Genomic DNA, 24,124 nt, shown 5'->3' on the forward strand with positions numbered 1-24,124 from the left:
CCCCTATAAATTTTTCGATAACATTTTTCGATGAGTATGTATCGACATCACGATACCAAACCCAGCCATCAGCACGATGAGCGCCGAACCTCCGTAGCTGACCAGAGGTAAAGGAACGCCTACCACAGGGACTATACCACTCACCATACCAATGTTAACAAAGACATAAACAAAGAATATCAACATTAACCCTCCCGACATCACGCGTCCGAAGGTCGTTTGCGCCTTGGCGGCAATCACCAATCCGCGGGTAATCAGGCATAAGTAAAGACCGAGTAGCACCAATACGCCACCCAGACCCAGCTCTTCGGCTAATACGGCGAAGATAAAGTCGGTGTGACGTTCGGGCAGAAACTCGAGCTGTGACTGGGTGCCATGCAGCCATCCCTTGCCGGAGAAACCGCCGGAGCCGATAGCAATTTTCGACTGAATAATGTGATAACCCGCGCCAAGTGGGTCACTTTCGGGGTTGAGCAGCATCATTACGCGATCTCGCTGATAGTCGTGCATCAGGAAGAACCACAAAATCGGAATAAAGGCGGCGACCAGCACAGCGGCGCAGGCGATCAGTTTCCAGCTCATGCCGGACAGGAACAGCACGAAAATCCCGGAGGCGGCAATCAGGATTGAGGTACCGAGGTCAGGCTGCGCGGCAACCAGCAGCGTCGGCACAAAAATCAGCACCAGCGCGATGGCGGTGTTTTTCAACGAAGGCGGGCAGATATCGCGATTGATAAAGCGCGCGACCATCAGCGGCACGGCAATTTTTGCCAGTTCCGACGGCTGAAAACGCACCACGCCAAGGTCGAGCCAGCGCTGTGCGCCTTTACTGACCTGTCCGAAGGCATCAACCAGCACCAGCAGGAACACGCAAAATATATAGAGATAAGGCGCCCAGCTTTCATACACACGCGGCGGTATTTGCGCCATCACCAGCATAATCACCAGCCCGCCCGCTATCTGGCCGAGCTTGCGCTCCATCATGCCGACGTCTTGACCGCTGGCGCTCCAAATCACGAACGCGCTATAAACCAGCAGCGCCAACACGATGAGCAGCAGCGTAATATCGATGTGCATCTTGTGCCACAGCGACCCTTGTTTTTGGCTTTCAGTCATTATTGGTTAATCACCTTCGATGCCGGGCGGAGCAGGGGCTTCGGCCGGTAATATAGTCTTATTGTCGCCCAGTAAAATATGGTCGAGAATCTGTCGGGTAATGGTGCCCACCGCAGGGCCGATACCGCCGTTTTCGAGCACCACGTTAACCGCGACGGTCGGGTGGTCATAAGGCGCAAAGGCGTTCATCAGCTTGTGGTCACGCAGATGTTCGGCAATCTTGTGCGCGTTGTAGGTTTCGTTGGCCTTCAGGCCATAAACCTGCGCGGTACCCGATTTTGCCGCCGCCTTGTAAGGCGCATCCATAAAGTATTTTCTGGCCGTTCCGTTGGAGCGGTTGGCGACGCCGAACATGCCGTCTTTCGCCAGCTCCCAATAGCCGGAGTGAATATCGCCAATCTGCGCCACTTCCTGCTGTTTATACGGCACTTTAGTCAGGCCATCCTGCGTGCTGAGCAGCAGGTGCGGCGTTTTCACGTTGCCATCATTAATCAGCGTGGTCAGCGCCTTCATGTTCTGAATCGGCGTTGCGGTCCAGTAACCCTGGCCGATGCCAACCGGAATGGTGTCGCCCTGATACCACGGCTTTTTAAAACGTTTCATCTTCCAGTCACGCGTCGGCATGTTGCCGTTGCGCTCTTCCGAGAGATCGATGCCGGTATATTGGCCGAAACCGAATTTGGACATCCACTCTGACATGCGATCGATACCCATGTCATAGGCCACCTGATAGAAGAAGGTGTCGGCCGACTCTTCCAGCGCTTTGGTGACGTTAAGTCGCCCGTGACCCCAGTGTTTCCAGTCACGATAGCGTTTGTCGGAGCCGGGAAGCTGCCACCAGCCCGGGTCAAACAGCGAGGTGTTGCGAGTAATCACGCCCGCCGTCAACGAAGATACGGCAACATACGGTTTCACCGTCGAGGCAGGCGGATAGACACCCTGCGTCGCGCGGTTAATCAGCGGCCGGTCGGGGTCATTCAGCAGCGTGTTGTACTCTTTGCTGGAGATGCCGTCGACAAACAGGTTCGGGTCATAGCTCGGATTCGACACCAGCGCGCGAATGCTGCCGTCGCGCGGGTCGGTCACCACCACGGCGGCGCGACTGCCTTTCAGCAGCTCTTCAATGTAAGTCTGCAACGGCAAATCGAGGGTCAGCGTAATGTCTTTACCAGCCTGCGGCGGCTCTTCATGCAGTTGGCGGATCACGCGGCCACGGTTGTTGACTTCGACCTCGGCATAGCCGGTTTTGCCGTGCAGCGTGCTTTCGTAATAGCGTTCGATGCCCAGCTTGCCGATGTCGTGCGTAGCGGCGTAGTTGGCAAGAATACCGTCTTTGTCGAGCCTTTCAACGTCGCGATCGTTAATTTTTGAAACATAGCCGATCACGTGGGTCAGGGCTGAACCATAAGGGTAATAGCGACGCTGATAGCCTTTGACTTCAACGCCCGGGAAATTGAATTGGTTGACCGCAAAGCGCGCTACCTGAACCTCGGTCAGTCCGACTTTGATCGGAATGGAGGTAAAGCGTCGCGCGCGCTTGCGTTCTTTGACGAAGTTGTCGAGATCTTCAGGCGTAAGTTGGGCAATAGGCGTGAGCGCAGCCAGCGTAGCCTGCACGTCGTCGACCTTTTCCGGCATCATCTCGAGTTGATAGATGGTGCGGTTAAGCGCCAGCGGCGTGCCGTTTCTGTCGTAGATGATCCCACGGCTTGGCGCAATGGGCACCAGCTTGATGCGGTTATCGTTGGATCGGGTCTGATAATCCTGAAAACGCACCACCTGAATGGTATATAGATTGTAAACCAGTATGCTGCTAAGCAGCAGAATGCCGAAAAACGCCACCAGTGCACGGCGCACAAACAGGGCTGATTCAGCCGTATAGTCGCGAAAAGGGTTACGATCTATTTTCATCCCACTACTTAGTTCACTGTGCTGCTGATATTGACCAACCGCTTACTCGCGGTGATACGGATGATTAGTGGTAATACTCCAGGCACGATAAAGGCTTTCAGCAACCAGAACCCGAACCAGCGGGTGTGGCAGCGTCAGCGGCGAGAGCGACCAGCTCTGAACCGCAGCCTCTTTACATGCTGGTGCCAGCCCTTCAGGACCGCCAATCAGCAAGCTGACATCTCTGCCGTCCTGCTTCCAGCGCTCAAGCTGTTGGGCCAACTGTGGCGTCTCCCAGGGCGTGCCCGGAATATCCAGCGTAACAATGCGATTGCCTTTTCCTACCACCGACAACATCTGCTCGCCTTCTCTTTCGAGAATGCGTTTGATATCGGCGTTTTTCCCGCGTTTACCTGCGGGCACTTCAATCAGTTCGAACGGCATATCTTTTGGGAAACGGCGAAGATAATCGGTGAAGCCAGTTTGCACCCAATCGGGCATTTTTGTGCCCACGGCGACAAGTTGCAGCTTCACTAATTAACCCCAAAGTTTCTCAAGTTCGTACAGCACGCGGCTTTCTTCCTGCATCACGTGAACGATAACTTCACCCAGGTCGACGACAACCCAGTCAGCTTCGTTAATGCCTTTGATACCGTGAGCGTCGAGGCCTGCGGCCTTGGCTTCTTCAACCAGGTGACCCGCGATAGAGACCACGTGACGGCTTGACGTGCCGGTACAGATGACCATGCAGTCAGTGATGCTTGATTTACCAGCCACATCGATAGCCACGATGTCCTGAGCTTTGAGGTCATCGACTTTGTCGATAACGAATTCTTGGAGCGCTTTACCTTGCAAAGATTCCCCCTGGGGATTGTTTTTGTCTGAACTTAAAAATCGTTTTGACTTAACTTAAAAATGAAGCGGCGGAGTATAACACGCGTTGTGTTCGCGCGTGATCTATTCACGACATAAAGGATTCACGGCATACAGGCCGTGTGATTCGATATAGCGCTCAACGGAGAAGGGGAGTAAATCTGAGCAATCGCGGCCCTCATGGCGACGCGTGCGGATCTCGGTTGCAGAGATATCCAGCAGCGGGGTATCGGCCTGATAAATAAGGCCGTGAGGGCGTTGCCTGAGCTGACCGGCATCTTCTGTTTTGTGCGCATCGTACCAACGCTGCAATTCGGGGGTGTCGAGCGTGCGGGCGTATCCCGGACGACCCAGCACCACTAAATGACACACGTCGAGGAGCGACTCCCAGCGGTGCCATTTGTAGAGCGTCAGTAATGAATCCTGGCCAATAATAAACGCCAATGGCTGCTGATTGCCACGTTCTTTACGTAACGTTTCAAGAGTCTCGATAGTGTAGGAGGGCGTGTCGCGTTGCAACTCGCGAGAATCCACTGAAAACAACGGGTTACCTTCAACCGCCAGCTGCGCCATCTCGAGACGCTGGGCCGAAGACGCTTCTGGCTGAGAGCGATGCGGCGGCACGTTGTTGGGCAGCAGAATCACCTTTTCGAGCTGAATTTCGTGGGCTAACTGTTCGACGGGGCGCAGATGACCAAAATGAATCGGGTCAAAAGTGCCGCCAAACAGCGCCATCAGTTCGTGCTCACGGCCTGCAAACACCTGTTTATCGGGTTGATCGCCTGTTGAAAAGGTCATTACAGCGTTCCTGCGTCAATAAAGCTCGGAGGAAGCGGCTTGCCACACAACAGCATGGACAGGCTTTCCAGTTCGGGCCATACCGATTGACCATAGTCCTGTTTCAGACGAATTTCCATCTGCGTCAGCAGTTGGACTGCCTGATTAATCTGCAATAAAGAGAGGCGCTGCAACGCCTGCGTCACCAGCGGGCGGCGATTCTGCCACACCTTATATTGGTCAAAAAGTGTTCTCAGTGGCTGGTGGTCCATCTTGCGGCGCAGATTGAGCAGCATCAACAGTTCGCGCTGAAGCGTGCGCAGTAAAATCACCGGTTCGCTATCTTCCTGCTGCAGCTGGCGCAAAATGTGCCACGCGCGCTTACTTTTACCTGCCAGCAGGGCGTCAAGCCAGTGATACGGCGTGAAGTGCGCGGCATCGTTGACGGCTTCTTCGACGCGCGGCAGGGTCAGTTTGCCGTCGGGATAAAGCAGCGCCAGCCGCTCCAGTGACTGCGCCAGAGCCAGCAAATTGCCTTCGTAGCAGTAACAGAGCAGCTGATTGGCGGGATCGTCGAGCGTAAGCGAAAGGCTTTTGGCGCGTTTAGCCACCCAGCGCGGCAGCTGCGCTTGCTCCGGCGTCTGGCAGGTGACATACACCGTGCGATCGCTGATTGCCTTAAACCACGCGCTGTTTTCCTGCGCCTTGGTGAGTTTGCTGGCGCGCAAAATCAGTAAAATATCGTCGTGCAGCAGGCTGACCAGCGTTTTGAGCTGTTCGGCCATCGGCGCAGAGGGGCCGTTTTCGGGAAAATGCAGGGTCAGGGTCTGGCGGGTTGCAAACAGGCTGAGCGCCTGACAGCTGCTAAAAATAGTGTCCCATTCGGTATGGGCATCAAGAATAAAGCTGAAGTGTTCGTTGAAATCATTGGCATTTCCGGCCTGACGCACGGCGTCCTGGCTTTCCTGCAACAGCAGCGGATCATTGCCACAGAGTAGATAACAAGCGCGCAGCCCCTCGCGGAGCTGCGCAGCAAGTTGTTCAGGATAAAGACGGATCATTTATCGGCAATACTGGCCGCAGGCGGGGTACCAGAACTGATCACTTCAGTCTTGGCACTCACCACATCTTTCTTCGAAATTTCCGAGGCGTGAACCGTCAGAAGTTTACGAATCAGCTGTTGAGCAGCCTGCTCGCGCATCTCTTGCTGGATAATGTCCTGCTCGGCATCTTTTGCCAACGCCGCCAGCGGGTTATCGAAGAATGAACGGAACACGGTTACCGTAATCGGGTAAATATCTTTACCCGGTAACAGAACCTGTGCGCGTACCGTCATCGCTAACTGATACTCGGCGGTTTTACCATCCTGGAAGATGGAGGCCGTCGATTCACCCTGCGTGGAATTAATTATCCGCAGCTCAGGCAGGCTTTTCTTGTTGGTTGTTGTCGCTGGCACTACGGTCACTGCACTCAGTTTCAGCTGATTGCGGATCTCGCGCGTGAGCGGACCGTACGGGTCGTAACTGTTGAGCGTGATGGTTTTCAGCTCAAGAGGAACGTTGGTCGTGCCGCGAAGGTGGAAACCGCAGCCCGAGGTAACCAGCACGATAGCGCCTAACAACAGCATCAAAATACGATGTGGCAACATATAATTTTGTTCCAAAAGTTTTTCTCGCAAAAAAAGCCTCGTAGACTTAGCCCACTACCAGATTAAGCAGTTTGCCCGGCACGTAGATTACCTTGCGAACGGTAACGCCATCCAGATATTTGGCGACCAGATATTCCCGTGCCGCCGATTCGCGAACCTGCTCTTCCGTTGCGTCGGCTGCCACGGTGATTTTAGCGCGAACCTTGCCGTTAACCTGCACCACGACCAGCTTCGAATCTTCAACCATCGCGCTTTCGTCGGCAATCGGCCAAGGCGCGACATCGACATCACCTTCGCCACCCAGCTGCTGCCACAGAGTGAAGCAGACGTGCGGCGTGAACGGATAAAGCATGCGAACCACGGCCAGCAGGGCTTCCTGCAGCAGTGCGCGATCTTGATCGGTATCCTGCGGCGCGCGGCCCATCTTGTTCATCAGCTCCATAATCGCTGCGATAGCGGTATTGAAGGTCTGACGACGGCCAACGTCATCGGTGACTTTGGCGATGGTTTTGTGCAGATCGCGACGCAAATCTTTCTGCGCGGCAGTCAACGAAGCCACGTCCAGTGCAGGCGCTGCACCTTTTGAGCTGTGCTCGAAGGCCAGTTTCCAGACACGTTTCAGGAAGCGGTTAGCCCCTTCAACGCCCGATTCCTGCCATTCCAGCGTCATTTCTGCCGGCGAAGCAAACATCATAAACAGACGCACGGTGTCGGCGCCGTATTTCTGCACCATCACCTGCGGGTCGATACCGTTGTTTTTGGACTTGGACATCTTGCTCATGCCCGCGTACACCAGCTCGCGACCTTCAGGGTCGGTGGCTTTCACGATACGGCCTTTCTCGTCACGCTCGAGGGTGGCGTCGATTGGCGAAACCCAAACGCGCGCGCCGCCTTCGTTAAGGTAATAGAAGGCATCTGCCAGCACCATGCCCTGACACAGCAGGCGTTTTGCCGGCTCGTCGGAGGTAACCAGACCCGCATCGCGCATCAGTTTGTGGAAGAAGCGGAAGTACATCAGGTGCATAATGGCGTGTTCGATACCGCCAACATATTGGTCAACCGGCAGCCAGTAGTTGGCCGCAGCCGGGTCCAGCATGCCTTTGTCGTAGTCTGGGCAGGTGTAACGCGCGTAGTACCACGACGACTCCATGAAGGTATCGAAGGTGTCGGTTTCACGCAGACCAGGCATGCCGTTAACGGTGGTTTTTGCCCACTCGGGATCGGCCTTGATTGGGCTGGTGATGCCGTCCATGACCACGTCTTCCGGCAGAATAACCGGCAGCTGATCTTCTGGCGTCGGGATGACAGTACCGTCTTCCAGCGTGATCATCGGGATTGGCGCACCCCAGTAGCGCTGGCGTGAAACACCCCAGTCGCGCAGGCGATAGTTCACTTTACGCTCGCCCACGCCCATGCTGACCAGCTTGTCGGCGATGGCGTTGAAGCCCTGCTCGTGATCCAGACCGTCGAACTCGCCGGAATTGCACAGCACGCCTTTTTCGGTCATGACTTCTGCTTGAACGTCAGGCACGCTGCCGTCAGCATTCAGAATAACGGCTTCGATAGGCAGGTTGTATTTGGTGGCGAATTCCCAGTCACGCGCGTCGTGGCCCGGAACGGCCATCACGGCGCCGGTGCCGTATTCCATCAAAACAAAGTTGGCGACCCAAATCGGGATCTGCTTGCCGGTCAAAGGATGCACGGCGAACAGGCCGGTCGGCATGCCTTTCTTCTCCATGGTCGCCATTTCTGCTTCGGCAACCTTGGTGTTACGGCATTCGTCGATGAAATCAGCCAGCGCAGGCTGTGAAGCCGCAGCTTGCAATGACAGAGGATGACCCGCCGCCACCGCCGCGTAAGTGGCACCCATAAAGGTGTCAGGACGCGTGGTGTAAACGGTCAGCTTCTCTTCGCTTTTCTCGACGTCGAACGTAATCTCGACGCCTTCCGAACGGCCAATCCAGTTACGCTGCATGGTTTTGACCTGCTCAGGCCAGCTCTCAAGCGTATCCAGATCGTTCAGCAGCTGATCGGCGTAGGCGGTGATTTTGATAAACCACTGCGGGATCTCTTTGCGTTCAACTTTGGTATCACAGCGCCAGCAGCAGCCGTCGATAACCTGCTCATTCGCCAGAACGGTCAGGTCGTGCGGACACCAGTTAACCGCGGAGGTCTTCTTGTAAACCAGACCCTTTTCGTACAGCTTGGTGAAGAACCACTGTTCCCAGCGGTAATATTCCGGCTGGCAGGTCGCGAGTTCGCGGCTCCAGTCATAGCCGAAGCCCAGCAGTTTAAGCTGGTTCTTCATGTATTCGATGTTTTCGTAGGTCCACGGCGCCGGTGCGGTATTGTTTTTAACCGCGGCTCCTTCGGCAGGCAGGCCAAAGGCGTCCCAGCCGATTGGCTGTAGCACGTTCTTGCCCAGCATGCGCTGGTAGCGGGAAATCACGTCACCGATGGTGTAGTTACGCACGTGACCCATGTGCAGGCGGCCTGATGGGTAAGGCAACATGGAGAGACAGTAATATTTCTCTTTTCCAGGTTGTTCGGTGACTTTGAAGGTCTGCTTCTCTTGCCAGTGAAGTTGAACCTGTGACTCTATCTCTTCTGGACGGTATTGCTCTTGCATGGCGGCCGATGGTCCCTAATACCCTCAGCATTTGAAATGCCGCGTGAAGGGCAGCTCAAACTACTTTGGGTTGATGTTAGTTAAAAACAGCTACGTCGGTAGCCCTATTTCGTTAATCAAATACGTTAATAACAAAAGTTTTAAACAGATCCGCATAGCATAGCTGATAAGCGCCCAAGGCAACAACACCAAGCTTGGCCGAGGCGGCTTTTTCTCCCGCTTCACGGCCGATTATTTTTTCGGACTAAGCGGAAATTGCGCCTCGCGTCCGGCTGACTCATCCATTCACGACTAAAATGAAAGGCGTCACTCAAATAAAATTGATGCGTTAAGCCGCCTTAAGGAGAAGTTATGAATGATGTAGAGCAGGACTATCGCCAGTTAATGGTGTCATTGACGGAACGTCTGCGCAGCGGCGAGCGCGATATTGACCTGTTGGTCAGCGATGCGCGTGTAACTTTGCAAAACGAGGGAAAACTTTCGCCGGTCGAGGTCGACAGATTGACGTGGTCAGCGCGTCGCGATTTACAGGAGTTCGCGCGAATTTATGGCGAGTACGCGCCTGCCCGCCGGAGCATTACGCAGCCTGCCGCGACCCAACACGTCGCCGAACCGGTCGTTGAAGAGCCCGAGGAAGAAGAGAGCGTCTTTATGCGCGTCATTAAGGAAAGCCTGTGGCGCGAACTGGCGGACATCACCGATAAAACCCAGCTCGAATGGAAAGAAGTCTTTAAAGATGTGAATCACCACGGGATTTATCACAGCGGCGAAGTCGTAGGATTAGGCGATTTGGTGTGCGAGAAATGTCATTTCCATCTGGCAGTTTATACGCCTGAAGTTTTAACCAAGTGCCCCGAATGCGGCAACGATGAGTTCTCCAGAAGGCCCTTTAAACCCTAAATCTCCTTCGTTCTTGTGACCACAGCTGCGTTGGCGGCGTTTTCTCACCCCAGTCACTTACTTGTGTAAGCTCCTGGGGATTCGAAAACTGGCCGCCTTGCTGTAATCCCAATGACTTTGGAGATTTCGGATTTATATTTAAAAAGGCAACACAGCTTCAAGTACGAAGGGCCGTTAGTGGAGAATCTTCGCAAGGAAATCTCGCGCGCGATCGGATTGGGGATTGTTGAAGAAATCGTCTTTATTGCGATCTTCAACAATTTTCCCTTCATCCATAAAGATTACTCGGTTGGCGACCTTGCGCGCAAATCCCATCTCGTGCGTCACGACCATCATGGTCATGCCTTCGTTGGCGAGTTCAACCATCACGTCCAGCACTTCGTTGATCATTTCAGGGTCGAGCGCGGAAGTCGGTTCGTCAAACAGCATGGCGATAGGATCCATGCATAATGCGCGAGCGATGGCCACGCGTTGCTGTTGTCCACCGGAAAGCTGGCCCGGAAACTTGTGGGCGTGCGCCGATAAACCTACGCGATCCAGCAGTTTTAGCCCTTTTTCACGGGCCGCCGCCTTGTCGCGTTTTAACACTTTAACCTGCGCCAGCGTCAGATTTTCGACAATCGACAGGTGCGGGAACAGCTCGAAGTGCTGAAACACCATGCCGACTTTGGCACGTAGCTGGGCCAGATTGGTCTTTTTATCGTTGACTGCCGTGCCGTTAACCAGAATCTCGCCCTTTTGAATCGGCTCCAATCCGTTAACGGTTTTGATAAGCGTCGACTTGCCTGAGCCGGAAGGGCCGCAGACCACCACAACTTCACCTTTCTTGACCTCGGTGCTGCATTCAGACAGTACCTGGAAGTGGCCGTACCATTTTGAGACATTTTTCAGTGAAATCATGAATGAGACCTTTTCTTCAAATAGCTCACCAGCAGCGAGGCAGAGAGACTGATAACAAAATAGACTAAACCGGCAAACAGGATCATCTCGACCTGCGTACCGTCGCGTTCGCCAATATTGGTGGCGGTGCGGAAGAAGTCCGCCAGACTGAGCACGTAAACCAGCGAGGTATCCTGAAACAGCACGATGGCCTGCGTCAGCAGCAGCGGCACCATGGCGCGGAACGCCTGCGGCAGGATGATAAGCTGCATCGACTGCCAGTGGGTCATGCCCAGCGCCAGCGCGGCGGAGGACTGTCCGCGCGCAATACTTTGAATCCCGGCGCGGATAATCTCGGAATAATAGGCCGCTTCGAACAGCGCGAACGCGACCATCGCCGAAATAAGCCGGATGTCGGTTTTAGGCGACAGCCCAAGCACCTTTTGCAGGAACGTCGGCACCACCAAATAAAACCACAGCAGCACCATCACCAGCGGCACGGCGCGGAACAGGTTAACGTAAACGCGCGCAAACCAGCTGATAGGCTTGAACGACGACAGGCGCATTACCGCCAGCAGTGTGCCCCACAGGATGCCAAATACGATAGCGATGGCGGTGATTTTCAGCGTGATAATCATGCCGTCGAGCAGATAGGGCAGGCTCGGACCTATCGAGCTCCAGTCAAATTCATACATAAATTATTTACTCCCCATGTTGCCCGGCAGGCGGATCTTGCGTTCGACCTGCTGCATGATCAGCATAATGACCGCGTTGATGAGGACGTAAGCCAGCGTAATCGCGGCAAAGGATTCGTAGGCGTGCGCGGAGTAATCCAGCAATTTACCGGCCTGCGCGGCCATATCCACCAGCCCGATCGTCGAAGCAATGGCCGAGTTTTTGACCAGATTGAGCATCTCCGAGGTCAACGGCGGCACAATCACCCGATAGGCATTGGGCAGCAGCACGTAGCGATAAGTCTGGGGCAGCGTCAGCCCTACAGCCAAACCGGCCGCCTGCTGGCCGCGCGGCAGCGACTGAATCGCGGCGCGTACCTGCTCGCAGACGCGGGCGGCGGTAAACAGGCCAAGGCAGACCATCGAAGAGACAAAGAACTGCACGTTCGGGTCGAGATCCTGCTTGAACCACATGCCGATGTTTTCGGGCAGCAGCTCGGGGACCACCAGATACCAGATAAAGAATTGCACAATCAGCGGGACGTTACGGAATAGCTCCACGTAACAGGTGCCGAGTGCGGAAAGGAAGCGATTGGGAACGGTGCGTAAAATACCGAAAATCGAGCCGATGAAAAATGCGATTACCCAGGCGCAGAGCGACAGCGCGACGGTGACCTGAAATCCTGACCAGATCCAGCCAAGATAAGTGGTATTCCCGAAGGGAGCCTGCTCGAGAAAAATGCCCCAATTCCAGCCTGAAGACATAGAAAAACCTCTTGAATAACTTTATGAGTGACGACGAACGCGGCCGAGCTTGAAACACTTATTTTTAATCATAAAAAGAATGGCGGGGTGGGGAACGACCACCCCGCATTCAATCTGCTTTCGCAGTTCCTACAGCCCTGTCAGGACCTCATCACATACCTTTTGCCCTGGACGCCGCAGCGGCATTGGCTGCTCTTGCTGCGACGTCAGTGGCTTCAGGTATGACTATTGTCTTTTACTCACTTACAGCGCTTTATCGTTTGGCGCTTTGAACAGAGCTTTCATGTCGTCGGACAGTTCAAAGTTCATGTTCAGATTTTTTGGTGGGATAGGCTGTTTGAACCAGGTTTCAAACCATTTGCTGGCCTGACCGGAGGTTTCGGCCTGCACTACGGTGTCATCAACCAGTTTTTTGAAGTCGGCGTCATCTTTACGCAGCATACAGCCGTAGGCTTCTTTGGACTGCGGCGTGCCCAAAATGACCCAATCGTCCGGCTTCTTGGCTTTGGCACGTTCGCCGGCCAGCAGGGCGTCATCCATCATAAAGGCAGCGGCACGGCCCGTTTCCAGCGTGCGGAACGAGTCACCGTGATCTTTGGTGCTGATGATTTTCATCTCCATTTTCTTGTCATCATTCAGCTTGTGCAGCAGCACTTCAGAGGTGGTGCCGGAAGTCACTACCACGGTCTTGCCTTTCAAATCGGCGAAATCTTTAACCGGTGAGCCTTTTTTAACCAGCAGGCGGGTGCCGATAACGAAAATGGAATCGGAGAAGGCGGCCTGTTGCTGGCGCTCGAGGTTATTAGTGGTTGAGCCACACTCAAAATCGTAGGTGCCGTTTTGCAGCAGCGGGATACGGTTTTGCGAGGTGATAGGCAACATCTTGACCTGCAGGTCAGGCGCGTTCAGCTTTTTCTTGATGGCTTCAACAATGGCGTTGGAGAAATCCTGAGAATAACCCACCGGCTTCTGCTGATTATTGTAATAAGAGAAAGGCACGGAAGATTCACGGTGACCGACCACGATCACGCCGTTATCTTTGATTTTTTTCAGGGTACCCGTCAATTCTTCGGCATGGGCAAGGCTACTTGCGGCAACACTTGCCAACAGTACCGACAACACCAGTTTGCGCAATTGCATGGTCCAACTCCTTTGCTTGTGAGGGATCCTTCGTAAAGGATCAAAGATAAATCCGGCGGTTAATAATCTTGTATCAGCGCGCTGCACTGCTCGATTAACACAATTCACTCAATCCTGTGAGTCGCGACCTTCGTTGGAGAAGATAGCGTAATGTGAACAATGTGAAATCATTATGTTTCTTTTTTGAGACTGAGCGCGCACCAAATAAAAGCAAACCCACTAACTTGCACTTATTTGGTGACCAATAATTGCTCAGAATGTGTCAAAACGATGCAGAGAGCATCTTTACGTTTATAAACAAGATATCTTTCAACAAGATGTAGCAAGATGCATGCCAGCCACATTGATTAGCCGCAATTTTAATCGGCCTGCCCGCTATGCCTCGCTGGTAGAATTCAGGTCTGAACCCAGAAAAACGCCGTTGGCCGCCGTTGACGCTTCGATAGTACGCAAGGTTGGTGAAGTGCCGGTGATTGATTCTGCGATTTTTAACGTCGCCAGCGTGTCGGCAAGTGAAGCATGAACGCCGGACTCTGTGCGATACGTGCGTTCTTCACCCGGGTAAGCTGCGGTATGGTTGATGTGCCACTCTACGTGGGCCCGATAGGGGTGACTATCTCGGCTGGTATATACGCCTTTTGCATCCAGCACGGGAATTTTGTCGGCATTGTCACGGGCCCATTTCTGTAACAGTTCTTCTTTTCGCGAAGTATTGTTTTGTGCTATAGCTTGCTGATAATCAAGGTATTCGCGTCGTGTAACCTTAATGTCGAAAGAAGATCTCACGGCACCCGTCATGGCTGATTTGCGCTGATTATTGCCTTCAAGCGTTCTATATTCGGCACCGTTCACCACAAAGTTCACGTTAACTTTTTCTACTAAAGCATTACGGGACTCGGTAATGGCTTCATTGCAGGCAACATGCTGCAATAGGCTGTTTTCTCGTTGAATATATTTGTGTTGGCTTTCTATTATTTTGTTGGAAAGAGTGAGGTGATCGGCAAAGGCTTTTCTATTGTTTTCGACCTGAGCCATACGCCGGTTGGCATCGCTAAAATTGAGTGTGCAAAGAAAAGCTTCATTTTTACTTTGCTGTGATTTTATGGCCGTTTTCAAAGCTTGATTTAATTGCTCAAAATTACGTCCAATCAGTTTTATCGTGTCAGCATTGGGCAGCAGCCGTTCTGCGGTTTGAATTGCGGGGTAAAATCTGGTTTGTAAAAGTTCTCGCAAGGGTTCGGCAACACTTTGTCCATAGAGCGCCAATGCGCTGGCATATCTTTTTGAAAGTCTGCTCTCATTGCTGGACATTATTTGCAGGAACTCCCTGAAAGGGATCTTGTTATTTAGATTAGCCTCAATGGTAGTTCCTGCAATGGCAATTTTTTCAATCAGTTGGGTGCGTTTGCGTGTAGAAAGCGATTTTTTTTGGAGTGTGTCATTAAGCTCTCTTCTCTGGTCGTATAACTTGAGCAATACTTTTTTATCGACGGCAGTAAGTTGATGGATGCTCTCGGCGACCTGTTTCATAACCTTTGACGAAGGGTCGGTATAACTGGGAAATGGCGTTTCAAGCAGGACTGAAGCAATCATTTCATTGACGGCAATTAACTTTTTCCTCATCGAAATTATACTCTTAGTCAGTGAGGCCTGTGCATTATATGAGCTGTGGATGCTGGTAACCAACTGCCTTCGTAACGCCTCGACGCGCTGTTTTAATTCTCCTTTTAGTAAGCCTGCTGCCGTTTTTTCATAGTGATCCAAAGTCTGATTAACCTCTTCGAGATAGTCTCTGTGTGACTCAACGAGCCGAATTATTCGCGCCGAACGAGGCTCACTATGTGGCTGTAAAAGTTGGGGCGTCCGAAAAGGTTGGGTCGTTGAAGGAGAGGTAGGTAGTGCCGGTAAAGGACGTAGAAAATTTTGACTAAGGGGAAGGGGGGTGAGCGAGGCTAGATTTTGCGGGAAATGATCGGGCCGATCGTTGTGAAAGGCAGGTAACGGAGGTGCAGACGGGTGCATGCTGGAGTTCATTTGCGCGGCGTGATTGGACGTCACGCCAACCAGTGTGGGCAATGGGGGAGATTTATAGGCAACCGGCGTTGGGGAAGTGGTGGAAACATTCGTTAACTGCATTATCGATGGCGGGATTCTCATCATAATGTGGCGATTCCTGAGTTAAGTGATACTCGTACTCATTGTTAAACAAGCACGCGTCGGCAGATAAGCCTGGAACGAGATTACCGATTCAATTCAAAATGATGTGTTACCTGCCGCTCAGAAAAAGTACCCATTAGGCAAATTGCTAATTTGTTGAACAGCAGTTTATAGGATCTTCAAGAACTCTATATAAATGGTGTGTACGAGGTTAGGCGAGCTGGAAAGCGGAAGCCGAGGATCTGATAAAGAAAATCAGGAGCACGCGATTGTGCCCCTGATTATGCCGCTAATGATGAACAGTTCTGGAAAAACCGTTACATATACGACGACCTAGCTTTTACGACGACTCAACAGAACGGCAGCAAAGGCGGCGAGCAGTGTCAGCATCCACACCGGCCACGCGCCCATGCGGGCATAAGGCGTGATGCCCTGCGTTGGCGTCACTTTCACTTCCAACACCTGACGGGTGAACTGTGGCAGCTCGGCGATGATATTACCTTCAGCATCGACGGCGGCCGTCACGCCATTATTGGTGCTACGCAACAGCGGACGCCCCAGTTCGACCGCGCGCATGCGGGCCATCTGGAAATGCTGCCACGGGCCAATCGAGTGACCAAACCAGGCATCGTTCGAGACGGTCAGCAGCAGGTCGGTATCCGGACGGAAATTCTCTCGCACCTGTTCGCCCTCGACAATCTCATAGCAAATCGCGGTGGTCAGATTGAGTCCGGCCACGTGCAGCGGCGGCTGAAGATAAGCGCCACGGCTGAACGACGACATTGGCAGGTCGAAGAACGGCGCGAGCGGACGCAGCAGGTTCTCCATTGGCACAAATTCGCCGAACGGCACCAAGTGATATTTGTTGTAACGGTTCGGATCGGGATAGCGATAAGGCTCGGGCTCGCCCAGCGCAATCACGCTGTTATACGTTTCGGTGCCGGTTGCCGTGCGTTTGTAATCCACAATACCGGTAATCAGGTTGGTGTGGTGCGAACGCGTGAGGTCATCCAGCATGGTCAAAAACTGCTGTTGATCGGCTTCGATATCAGGGATTGCAGATTCAGGCCAGATAATTAGTTTGGACTTGCCGACGTAAGGACGCGTTTCGTCCAGATAGGCCTGCAAGGTGGAGATAAGCGCTTTAGGGTCCCACTTCATCGACTGCGGAATATTGCCCTGCACCATCGCCACGTCGAGCGTTTTATCGGGCTGCGGCGTGAACCAATGCACCTGACGCAGCGGCCAAGGCAACAGCAGCATCGCCAAGGCAATCACCACTGACACGGCTTTGCGTTTGATCAGGCCGTAAACCAGCACGCCGCTCAGCGACATCATAATAAAGGTAATACTTTCAACGCCGCCGAGAGGAGCTATCCCTTTCAGCGGGCCGTTAATCTGGCTGTAGCCAAACTGTAGCCACGGGAAGCCGGTCAGCACCCAGCCGCGTAAAAACTCGGTAACCTGCCACAGCGCAGGTGCCGCCAAGGCAAGACGCCACCAGGTGGTTTTCGGCCACAGCTTCGCTAGCAGGCCTGCAAACAGCATGGTGTACAGCGACAAATAAACCGCAAGCAGTGCCACGAGGAAGATATTGACAAAGCCGGGCATGCCGCCAAAGGTCGCGATACTGACATAAACCCAGTTTACGCCACTGCCGAACAGGCCGATTCCCCAGAAGAAGCCGAGCAGGGCGGATTGCCCCGGACGGCGATCGAGGGTCAGCGCCAGCAGGCCAGCCAGTGACACAATGGCCGCCGGCCAGAAATCGTAAGGGGAGAACGAGAGCGTACCGCAGGCACCAAACAGTATTGCCAGCAGGCTTCTTACCCGCTGGCGATTTACTATACCCGTCATATTGCACACCACTGGCGCGTTGACTTGCCTGTAATAACCCGGTGATTTACAGCGGTCATCTTCCGGGATTGCGTTCCTTCGCCGTCTTGCTGTGATGCGAAATCGAGCGGGTATAATAATGTTGATGCCATGTTTTAAATTATTCTTCTAATTTTGGTTGCGGCGCGCTGTCCGGGATTTTTACGTGAACCTGAATAATACGGCGGCTGTCGGCCATGGCAACTTTGAATGAGTAACCGTCGATTTCAATGGTTTCGCCACGAGCAGGCAGGTGCCCGAAGGACTGCATCACCAAACCGCCGATGGTGTCGACTTCGTCATCGCTGAAGTTGGTATCAAACACTTCGTTGAAGTCTTCAATCGGTGCCAGTGCGCGAATAGTGTAGGTGTGACGGCTGAGCTGGCGGATGTCGAGATCTTCTTCGTCATCATATTCGTCTTCGATTTCGCCAACAATCAGCTCGAGAATATCTTCGATGGTGACCAGACCGGAAACGCCGCCAAATTCGTCAACCACAATCGCCATGTGGTAACGCTGCGAGCGAAACTCTTTGAGCATGCGGTCAACGCGCTTGCTTTCAGGAACAACCACAACGGGTCTCAGCACTTTGTCGATGCTGAAAGGCTCTGATGCCGAACGCATAAAGGGCAGTAAATCTTTTGCCATCAGAATGCCTTCGATATGGTCCTTATCCTCGCTGATTATCGGAAAGCGCGAGTGGGCCGACTCGATAATAACGTCGAGGCACTCTTCGATAGGCTGATTGCGTTTGAGCGTAATCATTTGCGAACGAGGGATCATGATGTCGCGCACGCGCTGCTCGGCGATATCCATCACGCCTTCCAGCATGTCACGGGTATCGGGATCGATCAGGTCGTTTTGTTCGGAATCACGGATCAGCTCTAGCAGATCGCCACGGTTTTTAGGTTCACCGTGAAAAAGCTGGCTGAGCATAAGGGAGAAGAAGCCCTTCTTGGGACTGGGGCTGTCGCTGTTTTGTGGATGGTCATCGCTCATGGCGTTGGGTTGTAGATTCTCATATTAGGGAAAAATACATCATAACGTTACGGCGTGGCGGTAACGTTATGACAGGGAAAAGCTGTTTTCTTGAAACTGCGTTTTTAAAGTCGAGCCTTTGAAAACTGTACTTCTAAAAACAACACTATTAAAACGCGTTTGCGGCGCTTCGTCGAGCAGCGCTAGTCGTCAAGCAGCAAATAAGGGTCTGGATGCCCCAAAGATTGCATGATTTCAATCTCGATGGCCTCCATTTCTTCTGCTTCTTCGTCAACGATATGATCATACCCTAGCAGATGCAGACTGCCGTGAACAACCATATGCGCCCAATGCGCATTAAGCGCCTTGTTTTGCTCCAGCGCTTCTTTTTCGACGACCTGGCGACAAATCACCAAATCACCCAGCAACGGAAGCTCCATGCCCGGCGGTGCTTCGAACGGGAATGACAGCACGTTGGTGGATTTGTCTTTGCCACGGTAAGTCAGGTTTAACGCCTGACTTTCGGCTTCATCGACGATACGAATGGTCACTTCCGACTCTTCCTGAAATTGGGGAAGTACGGCTTCCAGCCACTGCTGGAAGTCGTTTTCGGTCGGCAAGCCTTCGCTGCTCTCGCTGGCAATCTGTAAATCTAAAATAACCTGATGACTCATGTATTGCTCTGTTCAGGGGTGGGTTGGACAGCGTACTGCTGTGAATCCTGTTTGCGCTGACGGGCCGTTTCATCGCGGCGCTTCTGGTCTTCTTCTTCCCACGCCTCATAGGCGACAACGATGCGGGCCACGACAGGATGGCGCACCACGTCTTCGCTGTGGAAGAAGTTAAAGCTCAGCTCTTCTACGCCCGACAGCACTTCAATCGCGTGACGCAGACCGGATTTCTGATGACGCGGCAGGTCAATTTGCGTTACGTCGCCGGTGATCACGGCCTTGGAGTTGAAACCGATACGGGTCAAAAACATCTTCATCTGCTCAATCGAGGTGTTTTGGCTCTCGTCGAGAATAATAAAGGCGTCGTTGAGCGTACGGCCACGCATGTAGGCCAGCGGCGCGACTTCAATCACGTTGCGCTCAATCAGCTTCTCGACTTTTTCAAAGCCGAGCATTTCAAATAATGCGTCATACAGCGGACGCAAATACGGGTCAACCTTCTGGCTCAGGTCACCCGGCAAGAAGCCCAGCTTTTCGCCCGCCTCAACCGCCGGACGGGTTAGCAGAATGCGTCGCACTTCCTGACGCTCAAGCGCATCAACGGCTGCTGCAACGGCCAGATAGGTTTTGCCGGTACCGGCAGGTCCGATACCAAAGGTAATGTCATGGTCGAGCACGTTGGCGATATACTGCGCCTGATTTGGCGTGCGCGGCTTAATCATCCCGCGCTTGGTCTTGATAATGACCGCTTTGCCGTAATCGGGCACGCTTTCCGCCGTTTGCTCAAGCACGCGGCTCTCTTTGATCGCCAAATGGATTTTTTCGGGATCGACTTCCTGCGTTTCGCCACGTAATGGGGCGGTATCAACGTAAAGGTCGCGCAGAATATTCACTGCCGCTTCAACGTTCAGGGGCTTGCCGACCAGTTTAAAGGCGTTATCACGACGATTGATCTCGATGCCCAACCGGCGCTCCAGTTGCTTGATGTTGTCATCAAACGGCCCGCAAAGACTCAGCAAACGCTGATTATCTTCGGGCTCCAGCAAAATCTCTTGTGTTACAACGTTCAAACTATTCCTCTGGGCCACGCTGGACCTGTTTAAAATGGATGTTGAAAGTGTAGGTCTACGACGTCCTGATAGAGGTAATCATACATGCCCTTGGCGAAATATTCCCGCCAGGACATGCTTCCCTTTTATAAATATGCGGCCTGTCTCGTAAAAAACAAGCAGGGCGCCGCAGCGCCCTTAAGAATTAAGTGAACGAAAGGCTTAAGGCTGATAGATACCGACGCCGAGCTCGTTTTCCTTGCGGGTGCGGGCGATGATCTGCTGCGGCGACTCTTGTAAACGCAGATCCATTTGCGCCTCGGTGCGCACGACAATGCCGCGCAGGGAGTTGGTCAGCACGTCGACAATTTCGACGTCGACGAATTTGCCAATCATGTCCGGCGTGCCTTCAAAGTTCACAACGCGGTTATTTTCGGTGCGGCCCGTGAGCTCCATAATGTCTTTGCGCGACGTTCCTTCGACCAGAATGCGCTGCACGGTGCCAATCATGCTGCGGCTGATGCGGGTTGCCTGCTGCGTGATGCGCTCTTGCAGGCGATATAGACGCTGCTTTTTCTCGTCGTCGCTGACGTCGTCAACCATCTCTGCCGCTGGCGTACCCGGACGCGCCGAGTAAATAAAGCTATAGCTGACATCCATATTAACGTCGACGATCAGTTTCATGGTCTGCTCGAAATCTTCTTCTGTTTCACCGGGGAAGCCGATAATAAAGTCAGAGCTGAAGGTAATGCCGGGCCGCGCCTTGAGGATTTTACGCAGCGTAGATTTGTATTCCAGCGCCGTGTGCGCGCGTTTCATCATGGTCAGCACGCGGTCGGATCCGCTCTGAATGGGCAGATGCAGGAAGCTCACCAGCTCGGGCGTATCTTTATAAACGTCGATGATATCGTCAGTAAATTCAATCGGATGGCTGGTGGTAAAGCGAATGCGGTCGATTCCGTCGATGCTGGCGACCAGACGCAGCAGCTCGGCGAAGGAGCAGATTTCGCCGTCAAAGCCGGGTCCGCGATAGGCGTTCACGTTCTGGCCCAGCAGGTTAACCTCACGTACGCCCTGTGCGGCCAGCTGCGCGACTTCAAACAGCACGTCGTCGCTCGGGCGGCTGACTTCTTCGCCACGGGTGTAAGGCACCACGCAGAAGCTGCAATATTTGTTGCATCCTTCCATGATCGACACAAACGCGGTCGGGCCATCGGCGCGCGGCTCGGGTAAACGGTCGAATTTTTCGATTTCGGGGAAGCTAACGTCAACGATGGGGCTTTTGCTGCCGCGCACGTGGTTGATCATTTCAGGCAGGCGATGCAGCGTTTGCGGGCCAAAGACGATGTCGACGTAGTGCGCGCGCTGGCGAATCAGCTTGCCTTCCTGTGAGGCGACACAACCGCCGACACCGATAATCAGGTCAGGATTCGCTTTTTTCAGTAATTTCCAGCGACCTAATTGGTGGAAGACTTTTTCCTGCGCTTTTTCCCGAATGGAACAGGTATTGAGCAGCAGCACGTCGGCCTCTTCGGCATTTTCCGTCAGTTCGAAACCGTGTGTGCTGTTAAGCAGGTCGGCCATTTTCGATGAATCATACTCATTCATCTGACAGCCCCAGGTTTTAATATGCAGTTTTTTTTTCATCGACATGCCATGACTCAAAAAGCGTTAAACAAAATGCCCCTATAGTTATTATTGGTCGATAACCTCGGGACACAGCCTACGAGGAGAAGCATTGTAATCCCACATTAACTGAGTGGCTAGTGCGCGAAGGCCTGTTACGCCTGATTGCAGCGCAAATTTCCGGTACACTTCGCAAAATACGAGGAGTGTATAAACCTCATTAAATAAAGATGAACAACGAAAGCGATGGATACAGGCATGGACAAGAGACAAAGCAGGCCTTTTGAGATAATTGTGGTCGGCGGCGGCATGGTCGGCGCGGCGACCGCACTCGGTTTTGCACAGCAGGGCTTTGACGTGGCGGTAGTCGAAAATAAAGCGCCCGCGCCTTATTCCGCCGATGACGCCATTGATCTGCGCATTTCCGCCATTGGCTGTGCGACGGTGCGCCTGCTTGAAAAACTGGGCGCGTGGAAAAACGTCGTGCAGATGCGCCATACGCCGTATCGCCGTCTTGAAACCTGGGAGCAGCCGGGCTCGGAAGTGCTGTTTGACGCGCAGTCGCTCGGCCTGCCGGAACTCGGTTTTATGCTCGAAAACAACGTGTTGCAACTCTCACTGTGGCAGCAGATGCAGGGGTTAGACAATCTGACGCTGTTTTGCCCCGACAGGCTTAAACAGCTGCAAAAGCACGGTGACGACGGTTGGGCGCTGGAATTGGCGAGCGGCGAGCGTCTCGAGGCTAAACTGGTGGTGGCCGCCGACGGGGCAAATTCGCAGGTGCGACAGCAGGCGGGAATTGGTATCGACGGCTGGCAGTATCGCCAAAACTGTATGCTGATCAACGTCGAGACGGAGTCGAAAGATCTCGACGTGACCTGGCAGCAGTTTTTTCCGTCGGGCCCGCGTGCGTTTCTGCCGCTGTGGGGCAATCACGCCTCGCTGGTGTGGTATGACAGCCCTCAGCGCATTCGCCAGCTGCAAACGTTAAATATGAAGCAACTGACTCAGGAGCTTACACAGGCCTTCCCAGCGCGTTTGGGCAAGGTGACGGCGCTGTCGTCCGGATCTTTCCCGCTGGTGCGTCGTCACGCGCAGCGCTACGTGTCGCCGGGGTTGGCGCTGGTGGGCGATGCGGCTCACACGATTAATCCGTTGGCGGGGCAGGGCGTGAATCTCGGCTATCGCGACGTAGAGGCCTTGCTCGACGTCATCTCGCAGGCGCGTGAGAAAGGCGAGGACTGGAGCAGCGAGCGCGTGCTGCTGCGTTATCAGCGTCGTCGTCGTGTAGATAATTTAATGATGCAGAGCGGCATGGACCTGTTCTACACCGCGTTTAGCAACGATCTGCCGCCGATTAAAATTATCCGTAATCTGGCGCTGATGGCCGCGCAACGCGCAGGCAAGCTGAAGAGTAAGGCGTTGGAGTACGCGTTGGGGCTGTAGTTTTTCTGTTTACCCACCACCCGTAGTTTTAAACAAAATTGATTGGCAAGGCAGTAGGGCAAAGGCTTTACTGCCTTTTTTATTTTTTATTATTAATAAGGGAGGATGCGACGGGAAATAATGAGGTGATAAATTTGCGTATAGCAGAAAAGCAAAAAGCCCGCCGAAGCGAGCTTTTCTAAAATTGGCTGGGGTGCCAGGATTCGAACCTGGGTATGCTGGTATCAGAAACCAGAGCCTTACCGCTTGGCGACACCCCAATGGTGTTACTTCTACTTTACAGCTTTCTTACTTAAAGCTCTTTGCTCATAACCATTTAGCGTAAAATGGTGGCTACGACGGGATTCGAACCTGTGACCCCATCATTATGAGTGATGTGCTCTAACCAACTGAGCTACGTAGCCAATCTTTAACTATCTAAATCGTTATTGCAAGCTGTTTTTGCTCTACTTGTTCATGATAACTAATAGATTTCAAACAGTTAACACGAGGAAAGTGGCTGGGGTACCTGGATTCGAACCAGGGAATGCTGGTATCAAAAACCAGTGCCTTACCGCTTGGCGATACCCCATCAGATTACTTTCACATCGTGTTTTATTTTCACCGTGCTGTTGGAACAACAGGACAATGAAAAAAATTGGCTGGGGTACCAGGATTCGAACCTGGGAATGCTGGTATCAAAAACCAGTGCCTTACCGCTTGGCGATACCCCATCCGTGCAGATCGCGATGAAATGGTGCGGGAGGCGAGACTTGAACTCGCACACCTTGCGGCGCTAGAACCTAAATCTAGTGCGTCTACCAATTTCGCCACTCCCGCAAACAGAAAAAGAATGGTGGCTACGACGGGATTCGAACCTGTGACCCCATCATTATGAGTGATGTGCTCTAACCAACTGAGCTACGTAGCCGTCTTCTTTCTGCTCAACCTTCATCGGCGTTGCGGGGCGCATTATGCGTATATGACCGTTTTGCGTCAACAAGTTTTTTGCCAAAAAATCGTAGAACGCGTGCATTTGTCTGGGTAATAA

The 24,124-nt window shown here is 53.1% G+C and carries 20 protein-coding genes and 6 tRNA genes; 2 read left to right on the forward strand and 24 right to left on the reverse strand.

The genetic code is table 11. The features are described 5' to 3' along the window. Positions 1-3: 3 nt before the first annotated feature. The 8 genes from mrdB to leuS form a co-directional block, all read right to left on the reverse strand. The gene (mrdB, locus tag SC206_RS14715; RefSeq protein WP_332738170.1) at positions 4-1,116 is read right to left on the reverse strand and encodes a peptidoglycan glycosyltransferase MrdB; all 1,113 of its coding nucleotides are present in this window, start codon (positions 1,114-1,116) and stop codon (positions 4-6) included. Positions 1,117-1,122: 6 nt separating this feature from the next. Further along, the gene (gene mrdA / locus SC206_RS14720; protein WP_332738171.1) at positions 1,123-3,027 is read right to left on the reverse strand and encodes a peptidoglycan DD-transpeptidase MrdA; all 1,905 of its coding nucleotides are present in this window, start codon (positions 3,025-3,027) and stop codon (positions 1,123-1,125) included. Between the two features lie 42 nt (positions 3,028-3,069). Next, the gene (gene rlmH, locus SC206_RS14725) at positions 3,070-3,540 is read right to left on the reverse strand and encodes a 23S rRNA (pseudouridine(1915)-N(3))-methyltransferase RlmH (RefSeq protein ID WP_332738172.1); all 471 of its coding nucleotides are present in this window, start codon (positions 3,538-3,540) and stop codon (positions 3,070-3,072) included. A gap of 3 nt (positions 3,541-3,543) precedes the next feature. Beyond that, complete coding sequence (gene rsfS / locus SC206_RS14730; RefSeq protein WP_332738173.1) at positions 3,544-3,861, reverse strand: ribosome silencing factor; 318 nt, start codon at positions 3,859-3,861, stop codon at positions 3,544-3,546. Positions 3,862-3,963: 102 nt separating this feature from the next. Further along, complete coding sequence (gene nadD, locus SC206_RS14735) at positions 3,964-4,677, reverse strand: nicotinate-nucleotide adenylyltransferase (RefSeq protein WP_332738174.1); 714 nt, start codon at positions 4,675-4,677, stop codon at positions 3,964-3,966. Further along, the gene (gene holA, locus SC206_RS14740; RefSeq protein ID WP_332738175.1) at positions 4,677-5,717 is read right to left on the reverse strand and encodes a DNA polymerase III subunit delta; all 1,041 of its coding nucleotides are present in this window, start codon (positions 5,715-5,717) and stop codon (positions 4,677-4,679) included. The genes nadD and holA overlap by 1 nt, the downstream gene beginning before the upstream one ends. Next, the gene (gene lptE, locus SC206_RS14745; RefSeq protein ID WP_332738263.1) at positions 5,714-6,301 is read right to left on the reverse strand and encodes an LPS assembly lipoprotein LptE; all 588 of its coding nucleotides are present in this window, start codon (positions 6,299-6,301) and stop codon (positions 5,714-5,716) included. Before lptE ends, holA begins: the two co-directional genes overlap by 4 nt. A 49-nt stretch (positions 6,302-6,350) precedes the next feature. Then, positions 6,351-8,933: a leucine--tRNA ligase gene (leuS, locus tag SC206_RS14750; protein WP_332738176.1), complete on the reverse strand. Its 2,583-nt coding sequence runs from the start codon at positions 8,931-8,933 to the stop codon at positions 6,351-6,353. A 351-nt stretch (positions 8,934-9,284) separates the two neighbouring features. On the opposite strand from leuS, the gene SC206_RS14755 reads away from it, so the two are divergent. Further along, complete coding sequence (locus SC206_RS14755) at positions 9,285-9,833, forward strand: zinc ribbon-containing protein (RefSeq protein ID WP_332738177.1); 549 nt, start codon at positions 9,285-9,287, stop codon at positions 9,831-9,833. Positions 9,834-10,007: 174 nt separating this feature from the next. Here the strand turns inward: SC206_RS14755 and SC206_RS14760 are convergent, their stop codons facing one another. The 10 genes from SC206_RS14760 to miaB all read right to left on the reverse strand — a co-directional run bounded on the left by SC206_RS14760 (position 10,008) and on the right by miaB (position 21,669). After that, the gene (locus SC206_RS14760; RefSeq protein ID WP_332738178.1) at positions 10,008-10,733 is read right to left on the reverse strand and encodes an amino acid ABC transporter ATP-binding protein; all 726 of its coding nucleotides are present in this window, start codon (positions 10,731-10,733) and stop codon (positions 10,008-10,010) included. Beyond that, positions 10,730-11,407 (reverse strand): glutamate/aspartate ABC transporter permease GltK, encoded by a 678-nt coding sequence (gene gltK, locus SC206_RS14765; RefSeq protein WP_332738179.1) that lies wholly within the window; start codon positions 11,405-11,407, stop codon positions 10,730-10,732. Before gltK ends, SC206_RS14760 begins: the two co-directional genes overlap by 4 nt. A gap of 3 nt (positions 11,408-11,410) precedes the next feature. Further along, positions 11,411-12,151: an amino acid ABC transporter permease gene (locus tag SC206_RS14770; protein ID WP_332738180.1), complete on the reverse strand. Its 741-nt coding sequence runs from the start codon at positions 12,149-12,151 to the stop codon at positions 11,411-11,413. 243 nt (positions 12,152-12,394) lie between these two features. Continuing rightward, the gene (locus SC206_RS14775) at positions 12,395-13,291 is read right to left on the reverse strand and encodes an amino acid ABC transporter substrate-binding protein (protein WP_332738181.1); all 897 of its coding nucleotides are present in this window, start codon (positions 13,289-13,291) and stop codon (positions 12,395-12,397) included. 375 nt (positions 13,292-13,666) lie between these two features. After that, positions 13,667-15,055: a hypothetical protein gene (locus SC206_RS14780; protein ID WP_332738182.1), complete on the reverse strand. Its 1,389-nt coding sequence runs from the start codon at positions 15,053-15,055 to the stop codon at positions 13,667-13,669. A gap of 726 nt (positions 15,056-15,781) precedes the next feature. Continuing rightward, positions 15,782-17,305: an apolipoprotein N-acyltransferase gene (gene lnt, locus SC206_RS14785; RefSeq protein WP_332738183.1), complete on the reverse strand. Its 1,524-nt coding sequence runs from the start codon at positions 17,303-17,305 to the stop codon at positions 15,782-15,784. A gap of 139 nt (positions 17,306-17,444) precedes the next feature. After that, the gene (gene corC / locus SC206_RS14790) at positions 17,445-18,323 is read right to left on the reverse strand and encodes a CNNM family magnesium/cobalt transport protein CorC (protein WP_332738184.1); all 879 of its coding nucleotides are present in this window, start codon (positions 18,321-18,323) and stop codon (positions 17,445-17,447) included. Positions 18,324-18,505: 182 nt separating this feature from the next. After that, positions 18,506-18,976 carry an rRNA maturation RNase YbeY gene (gene ybeY / locus SC206_RS14795; protein ID WP_332738185.1) on the reverse strand — a complete coding sequence of 157 codons (471 nt, stop codon included), beginning with the start codon at positions 18,974-18,976 and terminating at the stop codon, positions 18,506-18,508. Continuing rightward, on the reverse strand, positions 18,973-20,061 hold the full coding sequence (locus tag SC206_RS14800; protein WP_332738186.1) for a PhoH family protein: 1,089 nt from the start codon (positions 20,059-20,061) through the stop codon (positions 18,973-18,975). The genes ybeY and SC206_RS14800 overlap by 4 nt, the downstream gene beginning before the upstream one ends. 183 nt (positions 20,062-20,244) lie before the next feature. Next, positions 20,245-21,669, reverse strand: coding sequence for a tRNA (N6-isopentenyl adenosine(37)-C2)-methylthiotransferase MiaB (miaB, locus tag SC206_RS14805; protein WP_332738187.1), 1,425 nt, complete (start codon positions 21,667-21,669; stop codon positions 20,245-20,247). Positions 21,670-21,906: 237 nt separating this feature from the next. On the opposite strand from miaB, the gene ubiF reads away from it, so the two are divergent. Continuing rightward, positions 21,907-23,094: a 3-demethoxyubiquinol 3-hydroxylase gene (ubiF, locus tag SC206_RS14810; protein ID WP_332738188.1), complete on the forward strand. Its 1,188-nt coding sequence runs from the start codon at positions 21,907-21,909 to the stop codon at positions 23,092-23,094. A 185-nt stretch (positions 23,095-23,279) separates the two neighbouring features. On the opposite strand, the gene SC206_RS14815 is transcribed toward ubiF, so the two are convergent. The 6 genes from SC206_RS14815 to SC206_RS14840 all read right to left on the reverse strand — a co-directional run bounded on the left by SC206_RS14815 (position 23,280) and on the right by SC206_RS14840 (position 24,004). Next, positions 23,280-23,354: transfer RNA gene (locus SC206_RS14815), tRNA-Gln, on the reverse strand. 67 nt (positions 23,355-23,421) lie between these two features. After that, positions 23,422-23,498 (reverse strand) — tRNA-Met (locus SC206_RS14820). A 92-nt stretch (positions 23,499-23,590) separates the two neighbouring features. Continuing rightward, positions 23,591-23,665, reverse strand: a tRNA-Gln gene (locus SC206_RS14825). A 67-nt stretch (positions 23,666-23,732) separates the two neighbouring features. Then, positions 23,733-23,807, reverse strand: a tRNA-Gln gene (locus SC206_RS14830). Positions 23,808-23,828: 21 nt separating this feature from the next. Then, positions 23,829-23,913 (reverse strand) — tRNA-Leu (locus SC206_RS14835). Between the two features lie 14 nt (positions 23,914-23,927). Further along, positions 23,928-24,004 (reverse strand) — tRNA-Met (locus SC206_RS14840). Positions 24,005-24,124 lie beyond the last annotated feature (120 nt).

The sequence above is a fragment of the Rouxiella sp. T17 genome, assembly GCF_036663475.1.
Classification (GTDB): Bacteria; Pseudomonadota; Gammaproteobacteria; order Enterobacterales; family Enterobacteriaceae; genus Rouxiella.